This is a genomic window from Pseudomonas sp. ok272 (assembly GCF_900109995.1).
In the GTDB taxonomy this organism is placed as follows: Bacteria; Pseudomonadota; Gammaproteobacteria; order Pseudomonadales; family Pseudomonadaceae; genus Aquipseudomonas.
On sequence record NZ_FOCB01000007.1, the window covers coordinates 69,782 to 88,450 of the forward strand.

An 18,669-nucleotide genomic window follows, 5' to 3' on the forward strand; every position below is an offset into this window, starting at 1 on the left:
GGCTCTTCATTAGCGATTGGCGCTAGGTGCGGCATAGGCACGGGCGGCGGCGACATCCGCATTGATCGCCGTCTTAAGCGCCTCCAGAGAGGCGAAACGCTGCTCTTCACGCAGCTTGTGGTGGAAAACCACCGTCAAACGCCGGTCATACAGATCGCCGGCAAAATCTAGAACATGCACTTCGAGGTGAGCTTTACCGTCACCCGCGACCGTTGGCCGAACGCCAATATTGGCAACCCCCGGCCAGGTCTTGCCGTCAATGTCGACGCTCACCAGGTAAACCCCGGTCAGCGGCACCCGACGACGCTTGAGTTGCACGTTGGCCGTTGGCGTGCCCAATTGGCGCGCCAGCTTCTGCCCGTGCAGCACCCGCCCGGCAATCCGGAACGGACGACCGAGCAAGCGCTCGGCCAATGCAAAATCAGCCGCCGCCAAGGCATTACGCACTTGGGTGCTACTGACACGGATACCTTCCAGCTCGACGGTCTGCGCCGCTTCGACGGTAAACCCCTGGACGATCCCGGCTTGTTGCAGGAAGTCGAAATCCCCTACCCGGTCACAGCCGAAGCGGAAGTCGTCACCGACCTCCAGATGCTGCACACCCAGGCCATCGACCAGGATGGTGTCGACGAACTCGGCCGCGCTGAGCTTGCTCAAGCGCTGGTTGAAGGCCAGGCACAGCACCCGGTCGACACCCGCTTCGGCCAACAATTGCAGCTTGTCGCGCAGACGGGCCAGGCGCGCCGGTGCGGTCTCGGGCGCAAAGAACTCACGGGGTTGCGGTTCAAAAATCACCACGCAGCTGGGTACACCCAACTCGAGCGCACGTTCACGCAGCCGGCCCAGGATAGCCTGGTGACCACGGTGAACACCGTCAAAGTTGCCAATAGTGGCGACGCAGCCCCGATGCTGGGGGCGCAGATTGTGGAGGCCTCTAACCAGCTGCATAACGCGCTTCTTGCTCATAAAGTGGCCGATTATAACCACACCCGGCGGCGTACGACAGGCAACACCGTAACCCAAAGTGATCGAACCGACAAAACCGACACTTGTCCCGCGATCAATGGCTCAGCTCAACGCCTTGCGATTGAAGTCGCGCAGACGAAAACCCAGCGCCGCCAACATGCCGAAATACGTAACGACACCGGCCGCCACCAACGCGCCCAGGCGCAGGAAACGCTCCAGCATGTGCCCCTCGCTCCAGGCCGGCATGAAGTGCATCACGCCCAGCAGCACCGCGGACATCACCGCCACCGCCAGCACCAGTTTGAGCCCGAACAGGCCCCACCCTGGCTGCGGCTGATACATGTTTTGCTTGCGCAACTGATAGAACAGCAGGCCGGCATTCAAGCAGGCACCGGCACTGATGGCCAGCGCCAGGCCGGCGTGTTTCAGCGGACCGATCAAGGCCAGGTTGAACAACTGGGTCGACACCAGGGTAAAGATCGCGATTTTCACCGGCGTGCGGATGTTTTGTTGCGCATAGAAGCCTGGAGCCAGCACTTTGATCACGATAATGCCGAGCAAACCAACCGAATACGCCACCAAGGCATGCTGGGTCATCAACGCGTCGTGCGCGCTGAACTGACCGTACTGGAACAACGCAACGGTCAGTGGCTCGGCCAGGATCCCCAGGGCCAGGGAGCACGGCAGCACCAGCACGAAACACAGGCGCAGGCCCCAGTCGAGGATGCGCGAGTACTCATGGCGGTCCTTGCTGGCGTAAGTCTTGGCCAGGGTCGGCAGCAGAATCGTCCCCAACGCCACACCCAATACCCCCGACGGAAGCTCCATCAAGCGGTCGGCGTAATACATCCAGGACACCGAGCCCGCTGCCAGGAACGAGGCAAAAATAGTGTTAATGATCAGGGAAATCTGGCTGACCGAGACCCCGAGGATCGCCGGCAGCATTTGCTTCATCACCCGCCACACTCCGCTATCACGCAGGTTCAGGCGCGGTAGCACCAGCATGCCAATCTTCTTCAGGTGCGGCAGTTGATAGAGCAACTGCGCCAGGCCACCCACCAGCACCGCCCAACCCAGCGCCATCACGGGCGGATCGAAGTACGGCGTCAGAAACAGCGCAAAGACAATCATGCTGACATTCAGCAGGGTCGGCACGAAGGCCGGCACCGAGAACCGGTTATAGGTATTGAGGATCGCCCCGGCCAGCGACGACAGGGAGATCAGCAAGATATAGGGAAAGGTCACTCGCAGCAGGCTGGAAGTGAGCTCAAACTTCTCCGGTGTAGTGGTAAAACCAGGGGCCGTGGCCCAGATCACCCAAGGGGCCGCGAGCATCCCCAGCACCGTGACCACCGCCAGCACCAGCGTGAGCAGGCCCGAGACATAGGCCACAAAGGTGCGTGTGGCCTCTTCGCCCTGCTGGCTCTTGTATTCCGCCAGGATCGGCACGAACGCCTGTGAAAACGCGCCCTCGGCAAAGATCCGGCGCAACAGATTGGGCAGCTTGAACGCGATGAAAAAGGCGTCCGTGGCCATGCCAGCGCCAAATATCCGGGCAATGAGGGTGTCACGAACGAATCCCAGAACCCGGGAAAGCATCGTGATAGAGCTGACGGCGGCCAACGATTTAAGCAAGTTCATTGAAGAGTTTTTTGCCTGTCGATAAACAGCAGGCGAACAACGCGCCCACTTATGCGATACTCCGCGCCGCAACAAACAGCACAGAGCCAAAGCTCGCGAGTTTACAGGTCACGCGCCGGAATGAAATATCCCAGCGCTTGATACCTACCACTTAGCGGAACGTCTCACCTGCCCTTGACAAGACTTCAACTCATCGGCATGATTCGCGGCCTATTTTGTTTGCTATTTCCCAAAAAGTCTTTCGAGGAGCTCGACGGTGGCCAACACACCTTCCGCCAAAAAACGTGCAAAACAGGCTGAGAAGCGTCGCAGCCACAACGCCAGCCTGCGTTCCATGGTTCGTACTTACATCAAGAATGTAATTAAAGCCATCGACGCAAAAGACGCTGAAAAAGCTCAAGCAGCTTACGTTCTGGCTGTGCCAGTTATCGACCGCATGGCCGATAAAGGCATCATCCACAAGAACAAGGCAGCTCGCCATAAGAGCCGTCTGAACGGTCACGTCAAGGCTCTGAACCTTGCTGTTGCCGCATAAGCGATAAGCTTGTGAAAAAAACCGACCTCCGGGTCGGTTTTTTATTGCCTGCGATTTAGTGAGCAGCGCAAAAAAATGTGGGAGCGAGCCTGCTCCGAACAAAACCATCAGCCGACATCAATGCGACTGACAACCCTCTTCGCGAGCAGGCTCGCTCCCACACATTTTGAGCTACGTTGTGATTAGTGAGCGCCCGGCCACGGCAAGATCGGAATCGCCGTCACCGCATTCTGCGGGCTGCCCTCGATCACGCGATCGCTATAGACCAGGTACACCAGGGTATTGCGCTTCTTATCGAGGAAACGCACCACCTGCATGGTCTTGAACACCAGCGACGTGCGCTCCTTGAACACTTCGTCGCCATCCTTGAGCTGACCCTTGAAGCTGATCGGCCCGACCTGGCGACAAGCGATGGACGCCTCCGCACGATCCTCGGCCAGGCCCAGGCCACCCTTCACCCCGCCCGTCTTGGCGCGAGACAAGTAGCACGTCACGCCATCAACCTTGGGATCATCGAAAGCCTCGACCACGATGCGGTCATTGGGGCCGACGAACTTGAACACCGTCGATACCTGACCAATCTCTTCTGCCGACGCCAGTAGCGGCATCGCCACCAGCAGGCCCAGCAATCCTTTTGCTATGCGCATGTGCATCTTCCTCAAACCAGAATCAGGTTATCGCGGTGAACCAGTTCCGGCTCCGCCATATACCCCAACAGACCGACAATCGCCTCAGACGATTGACCAATGATTTTTTGCGCTTCCAACGCGCTGTAGTTGGCGAGGCCACGGGCAATCTCTCGACCATCCGGCGCCACGCAGACCACCATCTCACCACGACGGAAGCTACCCTGAACCAACTTGACGCCAACCGGCAGCAAGCTCTTGTTACCCTGTGACAACGCAGAAACAGCGCCCTGATCCAGCACCAAGGTGCCACGGGTCTGCAGATGCCCCGCCAGCCACTGCTTGCGTGCCGCCAGCATGCCGCGCTCTGGCGACAACAGGGTGCCGATGCGCTCGCCCGCCTTCAGGCGATCCAGCACGCGCTCCAGGCGCCCACCGACGATGATGGTGTGCGCACCGGAACGCGCCGCCAACCGTGCCGCGCGCAATTTGGTCTGCATCCCGCCACGACCCAGCGCACCCCCGGTACTGCCTGCCACAGCATCCAGGGCCGGATCATCGGCGCGCGCCTCATAGATCAACTTGGCGTCGGGATTGTTGCGCGGATCGGCATCAAACATGCCATCACGGTCCGTAAGGATCACCAGCAAGTCAGCCTCGACCAGGTTGGCCACCAGCGCCGCCAGGGTATCGTTGTCACCGAAGCGAATTTCGTCAGTGACCACCGTGTCGTTCTCGTTGATCACCGGAATGACCTTGAGCTCGACCAGGGCACGCAAGGTGCTGCGGGCATTGAGGTAGCGCTTGCGATCAGACAAGTCGTCATGGGTCAGCAGAATCTGCGCGGTATGCCGGCCATGCTCGGCAAAACTCGACTCCCAGGCCTGGACCAGGCCCATCTGGCCGATGGCCGCCGCCGCCTGCAACTCATGCATCGCACTGGGTCGTACGGTCCAGCCAAGACGGCTCATGCCCGCGGCCACCGCCCCGGAGGACACCAGCACCAACTCAACACCCGCCTCGTGCAGCGCAACCATCTGCTCAACCCAGACACCCATTGCCGCGCGATCCAAGCCCTTGCCGTCAGCCGTCAGCAAAGCGCTGCCGATCTTCACGACCCAACGCTGCGCACCTGTCACCTTGCTCCGCATCATCTTCCAACCTATGCCGGCGAGCAGCGCGACCCAGCGCCACCCATGCGATTATTCGTAGTTATTTTTTTCAGATACTAAAACGCCGCTCAGTGAGCGGCGCTTGTAGTTTACTGCAACGAATCAGTCGCGGACGTAAATGATTTCCGGACCGTCTTCGTCATCCACATCTTCCTCATCCCAGTCATCATCACCGATGTCATGGACCGACTTCACGCCGCTGCGGCGCAGGGCACGCTGGTCGTCCAGCGCCTGCAACTGAGCCCGCGCTTCATCTTCGATGCGCTGATCGAGATCGGCCAACTCTTCACGGTAGACCGGATCGTTCGCCAGGCGATCGGCACGATCTTCCAGGTAACGCATGATGTCGCGGGTCAGGCGCTCGGTGCCTTCTTTGGCAATCGCCGAGATCACGTAGACCGGACCGGTCCACTCTAGGCGATCAACGATCTCCTTGACTCGCTCCTCATGCTCTTCTTCGAGGATCTGGTCGCACTTGTTCAGCACCAACCAGCGATCGCGCTCCGCCAGGGACGGGCTGAACTTGGTCAGTTCGCTGACAATCACTTCAGCCGCATCCGCAGGACTGGTTTCATCCAGCGGCGCCATGTCGACGAGGTGCAACAGCAGACGGGTACGCGACAAGTGCTTGAGGAAGCGAATCCCCAGGCCCGCGCCATCGGAAGCCCCTTCGATCAGGCCTGGAATGTCGGCAACGACGAAGCTTTTCCAGCGATCGACACTGACTACGCCCAGGTTGGGCACCAACGTGGTGAACGGATAGTCAGCCACTTTCGGCTTCGCCGCTGACACCGAACGGATAAACGTACTTTTACCCGCGTTCGGCAGACCCAACAGGCCCACGTCCGCCAGCACTTTCATTTCCAGCTTGAGGTCACGCTGCTCGCCAGGCTTGCCCGGCGTAGTCTGGCGTGGCGCACGGTTGGTACTGGATTTGAAACGGGTGTTGCCCAGGCCGTGCCAGCCGCCATGAGCCACCAGCAGGCGCTGACCGGCCTTGGTCAGGTCGCCAATGATTTCCTGGGTAGCCGAGTCGATCACCGTGGTACCAACCGGCACCCGCAACACCAACTCCTCACCTTTTTTACCCGTGCAATCGGTACTGCCGCCATTGGAACCGCGCTCAGCATCAAAGTGACGGGTGTAACGGTAGTCCACCAGGGTGTTGAGGTTTTCGTCGGCGACCATGTAGACCGAGCCGCCATCACCCCCATCACCGCCGTTAGGACCACCATTCTCGATGAATTTTTCCCGACGGAAACTCATGCAGCCATTGCCGCCGTCGCCAGCCTTTACTCGGATCGATACTTCATCAACAAACTTCATAACAAAACGCCTCTCGCCATACGGACGAGCCGAAAAACACTAAGACATAAGACTCTTGCAAAAATGAGCGCAGCGACCTCAATCAACGACCGAAAATCCAGCGCCGGAGCCCATTACAAACAGCTTTGCAAGAGACTCACCCCACAAACGAAAAAGCCCCGTCGCAAGACAGGGCTTTTCCAGCAACTACGTAATTATGCCGCGACGACTGGAGTCTTCGGGACAATGCTCACGTAACGGCGGTTGAAAGCGCCTTTTACTTCGAACTTGATCACGCCGTCGATTTTCGCGAACAGGGTGTGATCTTTACCCATGCCAACACCGTAACCGGCGTGGAATTGGGTGCCGCGCTGACGCACGATGATGTTGCCCGGAATGATAACCTGGCCGCCATACATCTTCACGCCAAGGCGTTTGGCTTCTGAGTCGCGACCGTTACGGGTACTACCACCAGCTTTTTTGTGTGCCATGAGTCAATTCTCCTAGTGAGGAATTAGGCTGAAATTAAGCCTGAATACCGGTGATTTTGATCTCGGTGTACCACTGGCGGTGGCCCATACGCTTCATGTGGTGCTTACGACGACGGAACTTGATGATGCGGACTTTATCGTGACGACCTTGGGAGATCACTTCAGCCACAACGGTAGCGCCAGCAACAACTGGAGCGCCGATGTTCACGTCATCGCCATTGGCGACCAACAGAACGCGATCGAAAGTCACGGATTCGCCGGTAGCGATTTCCAGTTTCTCGATCTTCAGGTATTCACCTGGGGCGACCTTGTATTGCTTGCCACCAGTAACGATTACTGCGTACGACATGGTATTTCTCCGATAATCCTGCTCACCCAGCGCTTTATAAGAAAAAGTATTGGCTGGCATGGCTGCATGGGATGGACGCCCCAAATGCAATTGCGTAAGGCAGGTGCTGCCCAGGAAGTTCAGGGTGCGCGATTGTACGCAAGGCACGAGCGCCTTGCAAGGGGCCGTCCATCGCGCCTTGACACCCGCGGGTGTGGGTCCTAGCATGCCGCGCAACCCTTCTGGAGCAACTGTCGCTGATGCAACCCCAAGCTTTCTACCGCGCGGTGGCGGACGATTTTAGCGCCGTCGACGGCATTATCAAGAAGCAGCTGACTTCCCGAGTACCGCTGGTATCGAAAATCGGCGACTACATTACCTCGGCCGGCGGTAAGCGCCTGCGTCCTTTATTAGTGTTGCTGTGTGGCAAGGCCCTGGGTCGCGAAGGCGACGACATGCGCCTGCTGGCCGCCACTATCGAGTTCCTGCACACCGCCACCCTGCTGCACGACGACGTGGTCGACATGTCCGGCATGCGGCGTGGCCGCTCGACCGCCAACGCCATGTGGGGCAACGCCCCGAGCGTGCTGGTGGGCGACTTCCTCTACTCGCGCTCCTTCGAGATGATGGTCGAACTGGGTTCGATGCCGGTGATGAAGATCCTGTCGCAAGCTACCCGGATCATCGCCGAGGGCGAAGTGCTGCAACTGTCCAAGGTACGCGACGCCAGCACCACCGAAGAAACCTACATGGAAGTCATCCGCGGCAAGACCGCGATGCTTTTCGAGGCTTCGACCCACAGCGCCGCGGCCCTGGCTGGCGCCACGCCGGAACAGAGTGAAGCGCTACGCACCTTCGGCGATCACCTGGGCGTGGCCTTCCAACTGGTCGACGACCTGCTCGATTACCGCGGCGACGCCGAGACCCTGGGCAAGAACGTCGGTGACGACCTGGCCGAAGGCAAGCCAACTTTGCCGTTGATCTACACCATGCGCGAAGGCACCCCGGAACAAGCCGCCTTGGTCCGCCAAGCCATCCAGAAAGGTGGTATCGAGGACCTGGAAAGCATCCGCGCTGCCGTCGAGGCCTCGGGCTCGCTGGACTACACCGCGCAACTGGCCCGCGATTACGTGGCCCGCGCGATCCAGTGCCTGGAAGCGCTGCCCGCCAGCGAGTACCGCGATGCCTTGGTCGAACTGAGCGAGTTCGCGGTCGCACGTACACACTGAAGCACTGCAAAACCCCGTGGGAACGAGCCTACTCCCCACGGGTTATCCCCCGCTACGCCCTCTCCCCGCTAAAACCCTATATAATGTGCGCTTTTAGCGATCCTGAATCCAAGGAGCCTTAGTGAGCACGTTGCCACCCTGCCCGAAATGCAGTTCCGAATACACCTACGAAGACGGCGCCCAACTGATCTGCCCGGAGTGCGCCCACGAATGGTCCGCCACGGGCGAAGCCGACGCTGCGTCCGATGAAACAGTGAAAAAGGACTCGGTCGGCAATGTCCTGCAAGATGGCGACACCATCACCGTGATCAAGGACCTCAAGGTCAAGGGCACCTCGCTGGTGGTCAAGGTCGGCACCAAGGTCAAGAACATCCGCCTGTGCGATGGCGACCATGACATCGACTGCAAGATCGACGGTATCGGCCCGATGAAACTCAAATCCGAGTTCGTCAGAAAAGTCTGAGCCCGCTGCATTCCATCCCACGCCCTGCGCGGGATGGAACCTACCCCCTCCTCCCCCTACTCGCACCCCGTCGCAGATCGCCAGACCCATTGATCTTGCCCAACTCCCGGGCACAACCCCGCAGAAACCGCCAATAGGCACTTGCTATTAATTGAATAAGAATTATTCTCATCGGACCATTCAAACGGAGATGAGCATCATGACTTACTTGATCGATGCCTGGCTGGACCGCCCACACCCTTACCTCAGGATCCTGCATCGGGAAACCGGGGAAGTCTGTGCGGTACTGGAAGAAGAAGCGCTAAGCGAGTTGCAAGACCAGGGCGACCTTGACCTCCACAGCCTGAGCTCCAGCGAGCCGGTGGTACTCAAGGAACTGGTGCGCAACCTGTTTCTATTCTGCTACGCCCGAGCCTTGCGCCCGGTGAGCGATTTGAACAGCACATTCCAGATATGAGCCACACAACACCCTGTAGGAGCGAAGCTTGCTCACGATGCAGGCGACTCGGTCTGGCTAGCAGATCGTATCGATGCGTTCGCGGGCAATCCCCACGCCTACAGGGTTAACGCAATTACAGAACGTCGAGCAGTTCGACGTCGAACACCAGAACGCTGTGCGGCGGGATGCTGCCAACGCCTTGAGCGCCGTAAGCCAGTTCGCTCGGCACGTACAGGCGCCATTTGCTACCGGCATTCATCAGTTGCAGGGCTTCGGTCCAGCCAGCGATCACGCCGCCAACCGGGAATTCTGCAGGCTGGCCACGATCGTAGGAGCTGTCGAACACAGTGCCGTCGATCAGGGTGCCGTGGTAGTGCGTACGCACGGTGTCTTCACGCGATGGCTTGGCGCCTTCGCCTGCGGTCAGGACTTCGAACTGCAGACCCGAAGCCAAGGTAGTGATGCCGTCACGCTTGGCGTTTTCAGCCAGGAATGCCAGGCCTTCGCCAGCCGCGGCTTCAGCCTTGGCTGCCGCTTCGGCTTGCATGATTTCACGGATAACCTTGAAGCTGGCAGACATCGCTTCCTGGCCAACACGGCTTTCCTTGCCGGCGAACGCGTCGGTCAGGCCGGCCAGGATCGCATCCAGGTTAACGCCCGGCGGGGGGTTGTCGCGCAGTTGGTCGCCCAACTGACGGCCAATGCCGTAGCTGACGCGCGTTTCGTCGGTAGACAGATTTACTTCGGACATGACACTGCTCCGCTGTGCGGACGGCCCGAGAGAGTACCGTGCGAGCACAGCCCATCCCGGAGCGCCCGGAACCAAAAGGGCGAGCAGACTAGCACACAAGCCCCGTCTTTGATCAGGGGGTGCCCTGTCAGGCCGAACCACACCGCGCGCCACCCACCTAGAGCGGCACCTTCAGGCTCTCTTCCACACTGGCCACCAGGCCGCACATCTCGTCATGCACCAAGGTGTGGATCAGATTGAATGACAACTTGGGGAAGGCATGCAGCACCTGCCGTGCATGCTCCACCGAACGCAGGCTCAACATCTGCCCATGGCCATCGCTGAGCGGATACGCCGCACCGTGCATCCGTGCTTCGAGCAGGTAGATCCCACCTTCCATCGAGATCAGATTCAGCTCATCGACCTTCCCGGCGATGGCATAGGCGTTCAACTCGTGCAGGTTCATGAGCGCACCCCTTGTAATGAACAGCCAAGACCCTTAGAGGGATATGCCTGGACGCCCAAAAGCACAAGCCACAAACGCCGCCGCCCGTCCGTTTTGCAACGGCCGGGCGGCAAAGTGATGCACGGGCGGGGTCAATCAGTGCTTGGTCAGCTTATCCAGGTAGCCCATGGCAAACGCCGAGATCACGAAGGTCATGTGGATAATCACGTACCACTTCAAGTGCTCTGGGTCGATGTTCTTGGCGTCCATGAAAATGCGCAGCAGGTGGATCGAGGAAATGGCCACGATGGAGGCCGCGACTTTCATCTTCAGGGACGAAGAGTCCATGGTGCCCAGCCAGTTGAGCTTTTCCTTGGAGTCATCGATATCGAGTTGGGACACGAAGTTCTCGTACCCGGAGATCATCACCATCACCAGCAGGCCACCCACCAGCGCCATGTCGATCAGCGACAGCAGCACCAGGATCAGGTCCGACTCAGCCATCGAGAACACGTTGGGAATAACGTGGAAGACTTCCTGAAAGAACTTCAGGGCCAAGGCCAACAAGCCCAGGGACAGGCCGAAGTAGATCGGTGCCAGCAACCAGCGCGAGGCGTACATTGCATTTTCGATAAAACGTTCCATTGAATCTCACACAAGGGCTGGAAATGGCGGCGAGTATATCAGCCGCTCAACCCCCCATAAACCACGGTAAATCCCGGTGCTGCACGTCCGGCCAGGCATTTTCTGCTAGTGTCCAAAGCATTCGCCCCTCATGTTGCGTCGCACGGGAAACCTGGAACATGGATTTGCGCTTGCCCTTGATGGTTGCTGGTCTTGGCTTGATCAGCCTGATCGGCGGCTGCTCGCCCAGCGATGAAAAACGCCCGCAGAGCCTGGAAGACAAGACCGCACAGTTCGAGCAGTCGCTGGACGCGATTGCCGACCCCAAGCTCAAGAGCGCCATCGCCAGCCTTGGCAGCTCGCTGCTGCTGCTTGAACGCGCCCAGCAAAAGCTCGCCAGCAAGCCGATCGAAACCGAGTACGGCGACGACAGCATGGCGTTGCTCAAGCACTATCCAACCCCGCAGGCGTTGGTCGATACCTACATCAACGGGTTGTTCGTCCTGCGCAAGGACTCCAGCTCCGATTACCTGACTGACCTGCAACCGGTGTTCCCCTTCAACTTCAACATACCCGCCGAGTTCCCCTTCCCCCACGGCCTGGAATGGCAATCGGTGACACTGAGCAACAAACAGGTCATCGCATTCCAACCCGAATGGTCGGAGACCGACCCGGGCATTCAGTTGAGCCCCTCCAGCTCCAGCCTGACCAATCCAGATGACCTGACGGTGGCCTATCCGTTTATCGAGGGGCTGGAAGTCGCCAACGCAAACCAGCCGCAGCCACAATCCCTGCAGGGCAAGGTCGAAATCATTGCGCCGCGCCGGGTGGTGACATTCAACCTGTCGAAAAAGGATCTCGGGCAAACCCGCAGCGATGACAACCTGCGCATCACCCTGCGAGCCCTGGAAAAGAACTATGCGCAAGTCGAGGTAACTAACAGCGCAGCCTTGGCCAGCGAGGTCAGCGACACGCCGCTCAACCCGCTGATCGTCCAGGCCAGGGACAAGACGGGGCAATTCCTGAGCCGCGCCGGTTCGATCAATGAAGGCCCTGAGCAAATTGCCTTCTACCAGACACAACTGGCCCAGATGCAAAAGCAAACGGCCTGGAGCGAGGCCTTCGAAAAGCAGCTGGACGAACAAACCCAAGCGTTTGAAAGCAAGCAGGTGAGCCATTACACCAAGGTGTACTTCAATGGCGTCATTGACACCCTGGAAGTCAACGTACTGGACTTTTCCAGCGTCACCGTCACCCGCAAGGACCTGGCGTTACCGGTGCGACGCTTCGACCGGGTCACCACCGACAAAACCATTCAGCCCCTCAACCTGCCCATAGTGGTGTATGACGACCAGGCCAGCACCTGGCTCAAGAGCGCGACACTGGATCAAGAGCAGTTGAAGAACAGCGTGCGTATCAGCCAATCGGTCGAAGACGCCAGCGCCGCACGCATCGAGTTCGATCATCCGAAAAGCTTCAACGACGAACTGCTCGGCGCCTCACTCAGCCCCGGCGACACGCCGCTGACCTTCTTTACCCAAAACGACCAGGGCAAGCTCGGCAAACCCATAGAACTACCGCCCGAAGCCTTCGTCATCGACCCCATCGCCGCCACCATCACCTACGACTTGACCCTGTTCCCGGAAACACCAGCGTATGCAGTGGGGTCGATGCCATTGTTCCTGGCCGACATCGAAAAAGGCAGCGTGGAGGCCAGCGCATTGCCCAAGGGGCTGGAACTCAAGGAAAACGCCCTGATCGTTGATCAAAAGCGCTTCCCCGCCCAGGACTGGCGCTTCTTTGCCAAGGATGGGAGTGGTCATTACCTGAAGGAGATCCTCACCGTCAGCCATGACGCTGGCGCGCAGGGACGCGATCTGTTCGATGTGCATTATTTCTATGGCAAGCCGACCACGCTGGAAACCTACCAGCGCACCGACCTGGAAACCGTCGAGTACGGTTTTGAGGTCAAGCTCGACAAGGCCGAAACCGCACCCCCTGCCGACTGAGCCATCAACCCAGGGTACGGCAGCGTCCGCCGTTTATTTCCCGCAGTTGGGCTTGCAGGTGCAGGCACCAGATTTGCGGATCGTCGGCAAGCTCGTATCCATTGAGGGTCAGGCTTTCGACGATGGTGTCCAGGATCGACTCCGCCACGAAGGGTCCATGAAACGGGCCCTGGGCCTTGATTGCGGAGGGCTGTTCGCCCGCCATGCCGGCGGCAAACAACAGGGTCCACATGCCCGTATCCCCGGCCAGCGGGCGGATACTGCATTCGATGCGGGTAACCAGGCCCAGGCATCGGCGGGTAAGGCAGAGGTTGCGCGACATGGCGGCGACCCTCGATAGATCCGGTATTCAGCTCCCACGCGGCAGCTGTCTCGATCCAGTGATGACTGTCGATATCCTAAACCTGAGCATAGAAGAAAAGTTGAATCAGCATGTTGCTGAACACCAACAGGCGCCGAATGGTCGCCTGTTGGTTTTTTGACGTCACGCTTGAAGGCGCGGGCCTACTCCCACGAGTCAGGCCGACTTGGCCGCCACCAGCGCTTCCTGGGCGAGTTCCTTCTCGGCCTCTTTCAAGTCCTCCTCGCTGATCATTTCGGCAATGACCCGCAAGCGCTCGACCACCCGCGCATTGACGCTGCCTTCCGGGAACTGGCCTTCCTCGTCCGGCGCCCCCGCCGGCTCGCCGACCAGCAGGCTCAATGCCTCGTCGGCCTGACGCACCGCGTAGACATGGAACTGCCCGGCACGCACCGCCGCCAGCACCTTTTCATCGAGCATCAGCGTGGCCACGTTGGCCTGGGGAATGATCGCCCCCTGCTCGCCGGTCAGACCACGCGCCTCGCAGAGACGGAAGAAGCCTTCGATTTTCTCGTTGACCCCGCCCACCGCCTGCACTTCGCCGAACTGGTTGATCGAGCCGGTGATCGCAAAGCACTGCTTGAGCGGGGTTTTCGACAACGCCGAAATCAGCGTGCACGCCTCGCCCAGCGACGCACTGTCGCCATCGACATAACCGTAGGACTGCTCCAGCGCGATGCTGGCCGAGATCGCCAGCGGGAACTCCTGGGCATACCGACTGCCCAGGTACCCGGTCAGGATCATCACGCCCTTGGAGTGAATCGGCTGCCCGAGGTTGACCTCACGCTCGATGTCGACGATGCCGCTGCCACCGGGGTAGACCGTGGCCGAGATTCGCGCGGGCACGCCGAAGGCCGAATCACCGACTTCCAGCACCGTGAGGCCGTTACACTTGCCCACCGCCGCGCCATCGGTATCGATCAGGATGATCCCGGCCAGCATGTCGTCGAGGATCCGCGCCGACACACGCCCGGTGCGGGTGGCCTTGGCCTTGAGCGCGCGTTCGATGTGCCCGGCATCGGTCATCTCGTCGGCGGCCAGGTGGCGAATGAAATCCGCCTCGCTGACCAACTGGAACAGGTCGCCGATCCGCGCCGACAACCGCTCCTGATGCTCGGCCAGCCGCGCACTGTAGGTCGCCAGGCGCGCCACCGCATCGGCGGTCAACGGCGCCATGCCTTCTTCCGAGGTGCGGGTCTTGAGCAACTGGGCGAACTGCTCCAGGCTCTCGTCGACCATCGGGATGTCTTCATCGAAATCCACCAGTACCCGAAACATCTCCTGGAAGTCCGGGTCCAGGTCCTGCAGCGTGTAGTACAACTGCCGCGCGCCGATGATGATGACCTTGACCTGCAGCGGAATGTGTTGCGGTGTCAGGGTCACCGTGGCCAGGCGCCCCAACTCGCCCAGCGGCGACTCCATCTTCAGTTTGCGCGACTGCAAGGCCCGCTTCAGCGCGTCCCAGACAAAGGGCTCGCTGAGCATCTTTTCCGCTTCCAGGATCAGGAAGCCACCATTGGCGCGGTGCAATGCGCCGGGGCGCAACTGCCGATACGTGGTGTACAACGCGCCCTGGTCGGTGCTGTATTCGATGCGGCCAAACAGGTTGTCGTAGGTTGGGTGCGGCTCGAACACCACCGGTGCGCCGCCGCTCAGTGGATGACCGACCACCAGGCTTGGGCAGTACTGTTCCTCCAGCAGCTTGCGGGCGACGGCGTCGGACTTGCTGTCGTCAACCAGTTGCTCGACCACGGTCTTGAGCAGGTACACCTGCATCGCCTGCAGGTAGCCGCAGACGGCGGCGTTTTCCGCGTATTTTTCCGACAGCGGCGACAGCAATGGCTGCAGCGCCAGGGTGATGGTTTCTTCGTTGAGGTGACGCAGTTGGTTGCTGGACTCGCGCTTCCACTGCGGCAGGCTGGCCAATTCTTCGTTCAACCGCTCCTCAAGCCCGGAAATATCCTCATGGAATTGCTCGCGCACCGCTTCTGGCAGTTGGGCGAACTCCGCTTCGTCCAGCGCCTTGCCTTCGCTCATCGGGGTAAAGGCGATGTTGGTGCTGTCGCGGTACAGCGCGACGTCCTTTTCCAGCGCCAGGCGCTCGATCACATCCAACGCACGGTCGTAGCGCTGGTTGAATGCGCGGTCGATGGCACTTTTCTTTTGCTGGTAGGACGGGTGCTCGAATACCGCAGGAAAGGTCGCCAGCAAGTTGTCGATCAAGCCATTGATGTCGGCGATGAAGGCGCTGCCGGTACCCGATGGCAACTCAAGGGCCCGGGGCTCGCGCGGATCATCGAAGTTATTGACGTAGACCCAGTCTGCCGGGGTCTGCAGGCGCTTGCCTTCGGCCTTTAAGTAGCGTTTGACGAAAGAAAACCGGCCAGTGCCGGGCTCACCCATGACAAACACGTTGTAGCCGGGGCGCGGCATGGCCACACCGAACTGCAAGGCTTCGACTGCACGCTCCTGGCCGAGCACACCGCGAAAAGGCTCCAGATCATTGGTGGTAGAGAAGCTGAACTGTTCAGCGGAAAACGGACGGGTCAGCGCTTCGGGCGCTAGACGCAAGCTGGCAGCAACAGGATCAGGCATCGGGCTTCCTTACATCAGGCGGGGCAGTGATGGGCATTCTGGCGCCGCCTGTACCTGACTGGCAAGGCGCACCCACGGTAAAAGCATAGGCAAGTGCCAAGGGCCAGGCGGGCCACCGCGAAATGCGCGGTTACCTGAATGTTTGCAAAAAAAAACGGAACCCTCGGATCGTGCCTAAACTCCAACGTGCGCGGCTGGATTAATAACCGGCCTGCTGGGGCCTATTTGGCACCAGCCCTCCTGTCCATTGGTATGCACATAAAGAGAACAAAGCTATGAAACGGATTCTTCTCGGTACTCTCTTCACCGTTGTATCCCTCAACGCCATGGCTCAAGCCCCAGGCGGGCCGGATTGCGGCTGGGGCAACATGCTGTTTGAAGGTCAGCGTGGCACTCCAGCCCACTTCCTCGCCTCCACCACCAACGGTACTTCAGGCAACGCCACCTTCGGCATGACCTCCGGCACCAACGGCTGTGCCACCAATGCGGCACTGACCTATGGCGGCAAGTCCTGGTTTGCCATGAACGGCATGATGAACGAACTGTCCGAAGACATGGCCAAGGGTCAAGGCGAAGCACTGACGACCTACGCGGTCGTCCTGGGTGTCGCGCCGGAGGATCGTGAGCACTTCGCCGCGGTCACCCACGAACACTTCCAGCAGATCTTCAGCAAGGCTGACGTGACCGCCGAGGATGTGCATACCAATACCCTGGCGATCCTCAAGAACGATCCTCGTCTGGCCAAGTACGCCACTCAAGCATAAGCTCGACCTGCCCGCTCCCTACCGGAGCGGGTTTTTATTTTTTGACCTGATCCACCTTGGGTCTTTTTTAATAATAAGTTGCCCACCATGCTCAAACGCCTCGCCTGTCTGGCGCTGATTGCCTGCGCCCCGCTGTCCGCCGCGCCCCTCCTGGACAACCAACGCTTGCAACAACTGGCCAACGATCCGTTCTGGCTTTCCCTGGGCCATTACGAGAGCGGCAAGCTGGGCGGCTGGCGCAGCTATGTCAGCGACAAGAAGTTCTTCCTGGCCCCCGATGGCGCCCACCACCCCGACCAGGAACTGGCCGCCACCGTCCAGGCGCTATACGCCCCGGCCAGCGCCGGCCAGCAACATGCCCAGTGCGTGTACCCCGCCCGTACCCGCTGGCTCCAGGCACAGCTCAACCTCAACGACTTGCCGGCGGTGGACTGCAGCGAGTTCAAGCAATGGTTCAAGGATGTCTCGCCCCACAGCGCGGTGATGATTTTCCCGGCGGCCTACCTCAATAGCCCCTCGTCGATGTTCGGCCACACCCTGCTGCGCATTGACCAGGCGGGTGTACAAAGCGACCACACCGCCCTGCTCAGCTACGCGATCAACTTCGGCGCCTACATCGAAGGCTCGGACAACAGCCTCCTGTACGCCTGGAAAGGCCTGATGGGTGGCTACCCGGGGCTGTTCGCGCTGGTGCCCTACCAGGAAAAACTCTCCGAGTACCGTAGTCTGGAGAACCGCGACTTGTGGGAATACCGCTTGAACCTGACCCAGGCGGAAACCGAGCGCATGGTCGAGCATGTCTGGGAGCTCAAGCAGATCCAGTTCGACTACTTCTTCTTCGATGAAAACTGCTCCTACCGCTTGCTCGAATTGCTGCAAGTGGCACGCCCGAGCCTCAGGCTCACCGAGCAGTTCCCGCTGACCGCGATTCCCACTGACACGGTCAAAGCCGTCAAGGATGCGGGGCTGGTGGAGAAAATCGACTACCGCCCCTCCCGCGAGCGAGAACTGCTGAGTCGCGCCGAGCCGTTGACCGACGACGAGCAGCAGTGGGTGCTGCAGATCAGCGCCGATCAACAGCAACTACAGGCTCCAGCCTTCAAGGCGCTGCCACGGGACCGCCAGGCGCTGATCATTGATGCCGCCTATCGCCTGGAGCGCTATCGCGCCAACGGCGAAGAGCGCGACCCGGCACGCGCGCAACGCAGTTTCGAATTACTGCGGGCGATCAACCAGAACCCGGCGCCCGAACTGTCCATCGAACGTCCCGGGCTGCCGGAAGACGGCCACCAGTCGCGCACCTGGCAAGCCGGGCTCGGCACTCGCGGTGACCGGGCGTTCGGCGAGTACGGCCTGCGCATGGCGTACCACGACCTCAACGACAACGCCCAGAGCTTCCCCCTCGGCGCACAGATTGAAATCCTGCAGATGAAGCTGCGCCAGTACGAAGGCAATCAGTGGCAATTGCAGCAACTGGACCTGGCGACCATTCGTTCGCTGACGCCTCGCAATGAGTTGCTGCAACCCTGGTCATGGCAAGTCACTGGTGGCCTGGAGCGGGTGCCGGGCAAGCATGATGACCAAACCCTGGTCAGCCACGTCAATGGTGGCGCGGGGGGCACCTGGCAGTTGGGCGAGGATGTGCTGGGCTTCGCCCTCGGTACGGTGCGGGTCGAACACAACAACGATTTCTCGGCGTTCGTCGCCCCCGCCGCCGGTTTCAACAGCGGTGTACTGTGGAAGAATCCACTGGGCAATTTCAGCCTGGAGAGCAAGGGCGACTTCTTCACCAACGGTGAAGTACGTCGTAGCCTGAGCCTGAACCAGCAGTGGGAGCTTTCGCAGAACCTCGGCCTACGCCTGAGCGCCCAACGGGAGTTCAGCCACATCGCCTCGCCGGAAAACGAGGTAATGCTGGAGCTGAAGTGGTATCACTACTGACCCAC

The 18,669-nt window shown here is 59.9% G+C and carries 19 protein-coding genes; 7 read left to right on the plus strand and 12 right to left on the minus strand.

All coding sequences use genetic code 11. The features are described 5' to 3' along the window. Positions 1-9 precede the first annotated feature (9 nt). Both ribF and murJ read right to left on the minus strand, forming a co-directional pair. Positions 10-948 carry a bifunctional riboflavin kinase/FAD synthetase gene (gene ribF / locus BMW74_RS12310; protein WP_093419720.1) on the minus strand — a complete coding sequence of 313 codons (939 nt, stop codon included), beginning with the start codon at positions 946-948 and terminating at the stop codon, positions 10-12. A 120-nt stretch (positions 949-1,068) separates the two neighbouring features. Then, complete coding sequence (gene murJ, locus BMW74_RS12315) at positions 1,069-2,607, minus strand: murein biosynthesis integral membrane protein MurJ (RefSeq protein WP_093419725.1); 1,539 nt, start codon at positions 2,605-2,607, stop codon at positions 1,069-1,071. A 256-nt stretch (positions 2,608-2,863) separates the two neighbouring features. Between murJ and rpsT the strand changes: the two genes are divergently transcribed. Continuing rightward, positions 2,864-3,142, plus strand: a complete 279-nt coding sequence (gene rpsT / locus BMW74_RS12325) for a 30S ribosomal protein S20 (protein WP_093419728.1) — start codon at positions 2,864-2,866, stop codon at positions 3,140-3,142. 182 nt (positions 3,143-3,324) lie between these two features. On the opposite strand, the gene BMW74_RS12330 is transcribed toward rpsT, so the two are convergent. From BMW74_RS12330 to rplU, 5 genes are all read right to left on the minus strand, one after another. Further along, positions 3,325-3,789 carry a CreA family protein gene (locus BMW74_RS12330; protein ID WP_093419731.1) on the minus strand — a complete coding sequence of 155 codons (465 nt, stop codon included), beginning with the start codon at positions 3,787-3,789 and terminating at the stop codon, positions 3,325-3,327. A gap of 11 nt (positions 3,790-3,800) precedes the next feature. Beyond that, a complete protein-coding gene (gene proB, locus BMW74_RS12335; protein ID WP_093419735.1) occupies positions 3,801-4,919 on the minus strand; it encodes a glutamate 5-kinase in 1,119 nt (372 codons plus the stop codon). Positions 4,920-5,042: 123 nt separating this feature from the next. Continuing rightward, positions 5,043-6,266, minus strand: coding sequence for an Obg family GTPase CgtA (gene cgtA, locus BMW74_RS12340; RefSeq protein ID WP_093419740.1), 1,224 nt, complete (start codon positions 6,264-6,266; stop codon positions 5,043-5,045). A 194-nt stretch (positions 6,267-6,460) separates the two neighbouring features. Then, the gene (gene rpmA / locus BMW74_RS12345) at positions 6,461-6,736 is read right to left on the minus strand and encodes a 50S ribosomal protein L27 (protein WP_093419745.1); all 276 of its coding nucleotides are present in this window, start codon (positions 6,734-6,736) and stop codon (positions 6,461-6,463) included. Between the two features lie 34 nt (positions 6,737-6,770). Continuing rightward, positions 6,771-7,085, minus strand: coding sequence for a 50S ribosomal protein L21 (gene rplU / locus BMW74_RS12350; protein WP_003176051.1), 315 nt, complete (start codon positions 7,083-7,085; stop codon positions 6,771-6,773). Positions 7,086-7,324: 239 nt separating this feature from the next. Here rplU and BMW74_RS12355 point away from each other — a divergent pair, with 239 nt between their 5' ends. From BMW74_RS12355 to BMW74_RS12365, 3 genes are all read left to right on the plus strand, one after another. Next, positions 7,325-8,293 carry a polyprenyl synthetase family protein gene (locus BMW74_RS12355; protein ID WP_093419749.1) on the plus strand — a complete coding sequence of 323 codons (969 nt, stop codon included), beginning with the start codon at positions 7,325-7,327 and terminating at the stop codon, positions 8,291-8,293. A 121-nt stretch (positions 8,294-8,414) separates the two neighbouring features. Next, positions 8,415-8,756: a zinc ribbon domain-containing protein YjdM gene (locus tag BMW74_RS12360; RefSeq protein WP_093419754.1), complete on the plus strand. Its 342-nt coding sequence runs from the start codon at positions 8,415-8,417 to the stop codon at positions 8,754-8,756. Positions 8,757-8,955: 199 nt separating this feature from the next. Next, on the plus strand, positions 8,956-9,213 hold the full coding sequence (locus tag BMW74_RS12365; RefSeq protein ID WP_093420499.1) for a PA4570 family protein: 258 nt from the start codon (positions 8,956-8,958) through the stop codon (positions 9,211-9,213). A 115-nt stretch (positions 9,214-9,328) separates the two neighbouring features. Here BMW74_RS12365 and BMW74_RS12370 read toward each other — a convergent pair whose 3' ends face one another. The 3 genes from BMW74_RS12370 to BMW74_RS12380 form a co-directional block, all read right to left on the minus strand. Beyond that, positions 9,329-9,946, minus strand: a complete 618-nt coding sequence (locus tag BMW74_RS12370) for a BamJ family beta-barrel-assembly machinery protein (RefSeq protein WP_093419759.1) — start codon at positions 9,944-9,946, stop codon at positions 9,329-9,331. 157 nt (positions 9,947-10,103) lie between these two features. Beyond that, positions 10,104-10,391 (minus strand): DUF6482 family protein, encoded by a 288-nt coding sequence (locus BMW74_RS12375; protein WP_093419765.1) that lies wholly within the window; start codon positions 10,389-10,391, stop codon positions 10,104-10,106. A gap of 135 nt (positions 10,392-10,526) precedes the next feature. Next, positions 10,527-11,015 carry a TIGR00645 family protein gene (locus BMW74_RS12380; protein ID WP_093419769.1) on the minus strand — a complete coding sequence of 163 codons (489 nt, stop codon included), beginning with the start codon at positions 11,013-11,015 and terminating at the stop codon, positions 10,527-10,529. 158 nt (positions 11,016-11,173) lie between these two features. Here BMW74_RS12380 and BMW74_RS12385 point away from each other — a divergent pair, with 158 nt between their 5' ends. Continuing rightward, the gene (locus BMW74_RS12385) at positions 11,174-13,003 is read left to right on the plus strand and encodes a hypothetical protein (RefSeq protein ID WP_093419774.1); all 1,830 of its coding nucleotides are present in this window, start codon (positions 11,174-11,176) and stop codon (positions 13,001-13,003) included. 4 nt (positions 13,004-13,007) lie between these two features. Here BMW74_RS12385 and BMW74_RS12390 read toward each other — a convergent pair whose 3' ends face one another. Further along, on the minus strand, positions 13,008-13,325 hold the full coding sequence (locus BMW74_RS12390) for a PA4575 family protein (protein WP_093419779.1): 318 nt from the start codon (positions 13,323-13,325) through the stop codon (positions 13,008-13,010). 195 nt (positions 13,326-13,520) lie between these two features. Beyond that, entirely contained in the window at positions 13,521-15,959 is a 2,439-nt protein-coding gene (locus BMW74_RS12395) for a Lon protease family protein (RefSeq protein WP_093419784.1), read from the minus strand. A 275-nt stretch (positions 15,960-16,234) separates the two neighbouring features. Between BMW74_RS12395 and BMW74_RS12400 the strand changes: the two genes are divergently transcribed. Together BMW74_RS12400 and BMW74_RS12405 are read left to right on the plus strand one after the other, a co-directional pair. After that, on the plus strand, positions 16,235-16,723 hold the full coding sequence (locus BMW74_RS12400) for a DUF3015 domain-containing protein (protein ID WP_093419789.1): 489 nt from the start codon (positions 16,235-16,237) through the stop codon (positions 16,721-16,723). Between the two features lie 87 nt (positions 16,724-16,810). Then, on the plus strand, positions 16,811-18,664 hold the full coding sequence (locus BMW74_RS12405) for an Lnb N-terminal periplasmic domain-containing protein (protein ID WP_093419794.1): 1,854 nt from the start codon (positions 16,811-16,813) through the stop codon (positions 18,662-18,664). Positions 18,665-18,669: the final 5 nt, after the last annotated feature.

Bases quoted from the DNA above. Each gene is read 5' to 3' on its own strand.
- BMW74_RS12380 (WP_093419769.1), bottom strand. From the start codon at position 11,015: ATGGAACGTTTTATCGAAAATGCAATGTACGCCTCGCGCTGGTTGCTG.
- BMW74_RS12375 (WP_093419765.1), bottom strand. From the start codon at position 10,391: ATGAACCTGCACGAGTTGAACGCCTATGCCATCGCCGGGAAGGTCGAT.
- proB (WP_093419735.1), bottom strand. From the start codon at position 4,919: ATGCGGAGCAAGGTGACAGGTGCGCAGCGTTGGGTCGTGAAGATCGGC.
- BMW74_RS12395 (WP_093419784.1), bottom strand. From the start codon at position 15,959: ATGCCTGATCCTGTTGCTGCCAGCTTGCGTCTAGCGCCCGAAGCGCTG.
- rplU (WP_003176051.1), bottom strand. From the start codon at position 7,085: ATGTCGTACGCAGTAATCGTTACTGGTGGCAAGCAATACAAGGTCGCC.
- BMW74_RS12385 (WP_093419774.1), top strand. From the start codon at position 11,174: ATGGATTTGCGCTTGCCCTTGATGGTTGCTGGTCTTGGCTTGATCAGC.
- cgtA (WP_093419740.1), bottom strand. From the start codon at position 6,266: ATGAAGTTTGTTGATGAAGTATCGATCCGAGTAAAGGCTGGCGACGGC.
- ribF (WP_093419720.1), bottom strand. From the start codon at position 948: ATGCAGCTGGTTAGAGGCCTCCACAATCTGCGCCCCCAGCATCGGGGC.
- BMW74_RS12370 (WP_093419759.1), bottom strand. From the start codon at position 9,946: ATGTCCGAAGTAAATCTGTCTACCGACGAAACGCGCGTCAGCTACGGC.
- murJ (WP_093419725.1), bottom strand. From the start codon at position 2,607: ATGAACTTGCTTAAATCGTTGGCCGCCGTCAGCTCTATCACGATGCTT.
- BMW74_RS12405 (WP_093419794.1), top strand. From the start codon at position 16,811: ATGCTCAAACGCCTCGCCTGTCTGGCGCTGATTGCCTGCGCCCCGCTG.
- BMW74_RS12355 (WP_093419749.1), top strand. From the start codon at position 7,325: ATGCAACCCCAAGCTTTCTACCGCGCGGTGGCGGACGATTTTAGCGCC.
- BMW74_RS12365 (WP_093420499.1), top strand. From the start codon at position 8,956: ATGACTTACTTGATCGATGCCTGGCTGGACCGCCCACACCCTTACCTC.
- BMW74_RS12390 (WP_093419779.1), bottom strand. From the start codon at position 13,325: ATGTCGCGCAACCTCTGCCTTACCCGCCGATGCCTGGGCCTGGTTACC.
- BMW74_RS12330 (WP_093419731.1), bottom strand. From the start codon at position 3,789: ATGCGCATAGCAAAAGGATTGCTGGGCCTGCTGGTGGCGATGCCGCTA.
- BMW74_RS12400 (WP_093419789.1), top strand. From the start codon at position 16,235: ATGAAACGGATTCTTCTCGGTACTCTCTTCACCGTTGTATCCCTCAAC.
- rpmA (WP_093419745.1), bottom strand. From the start codon at position 6,736: ATGGCACACAAAAAAGCTGGTGGTAGTACCCGTAACGGTCGCGACTCA.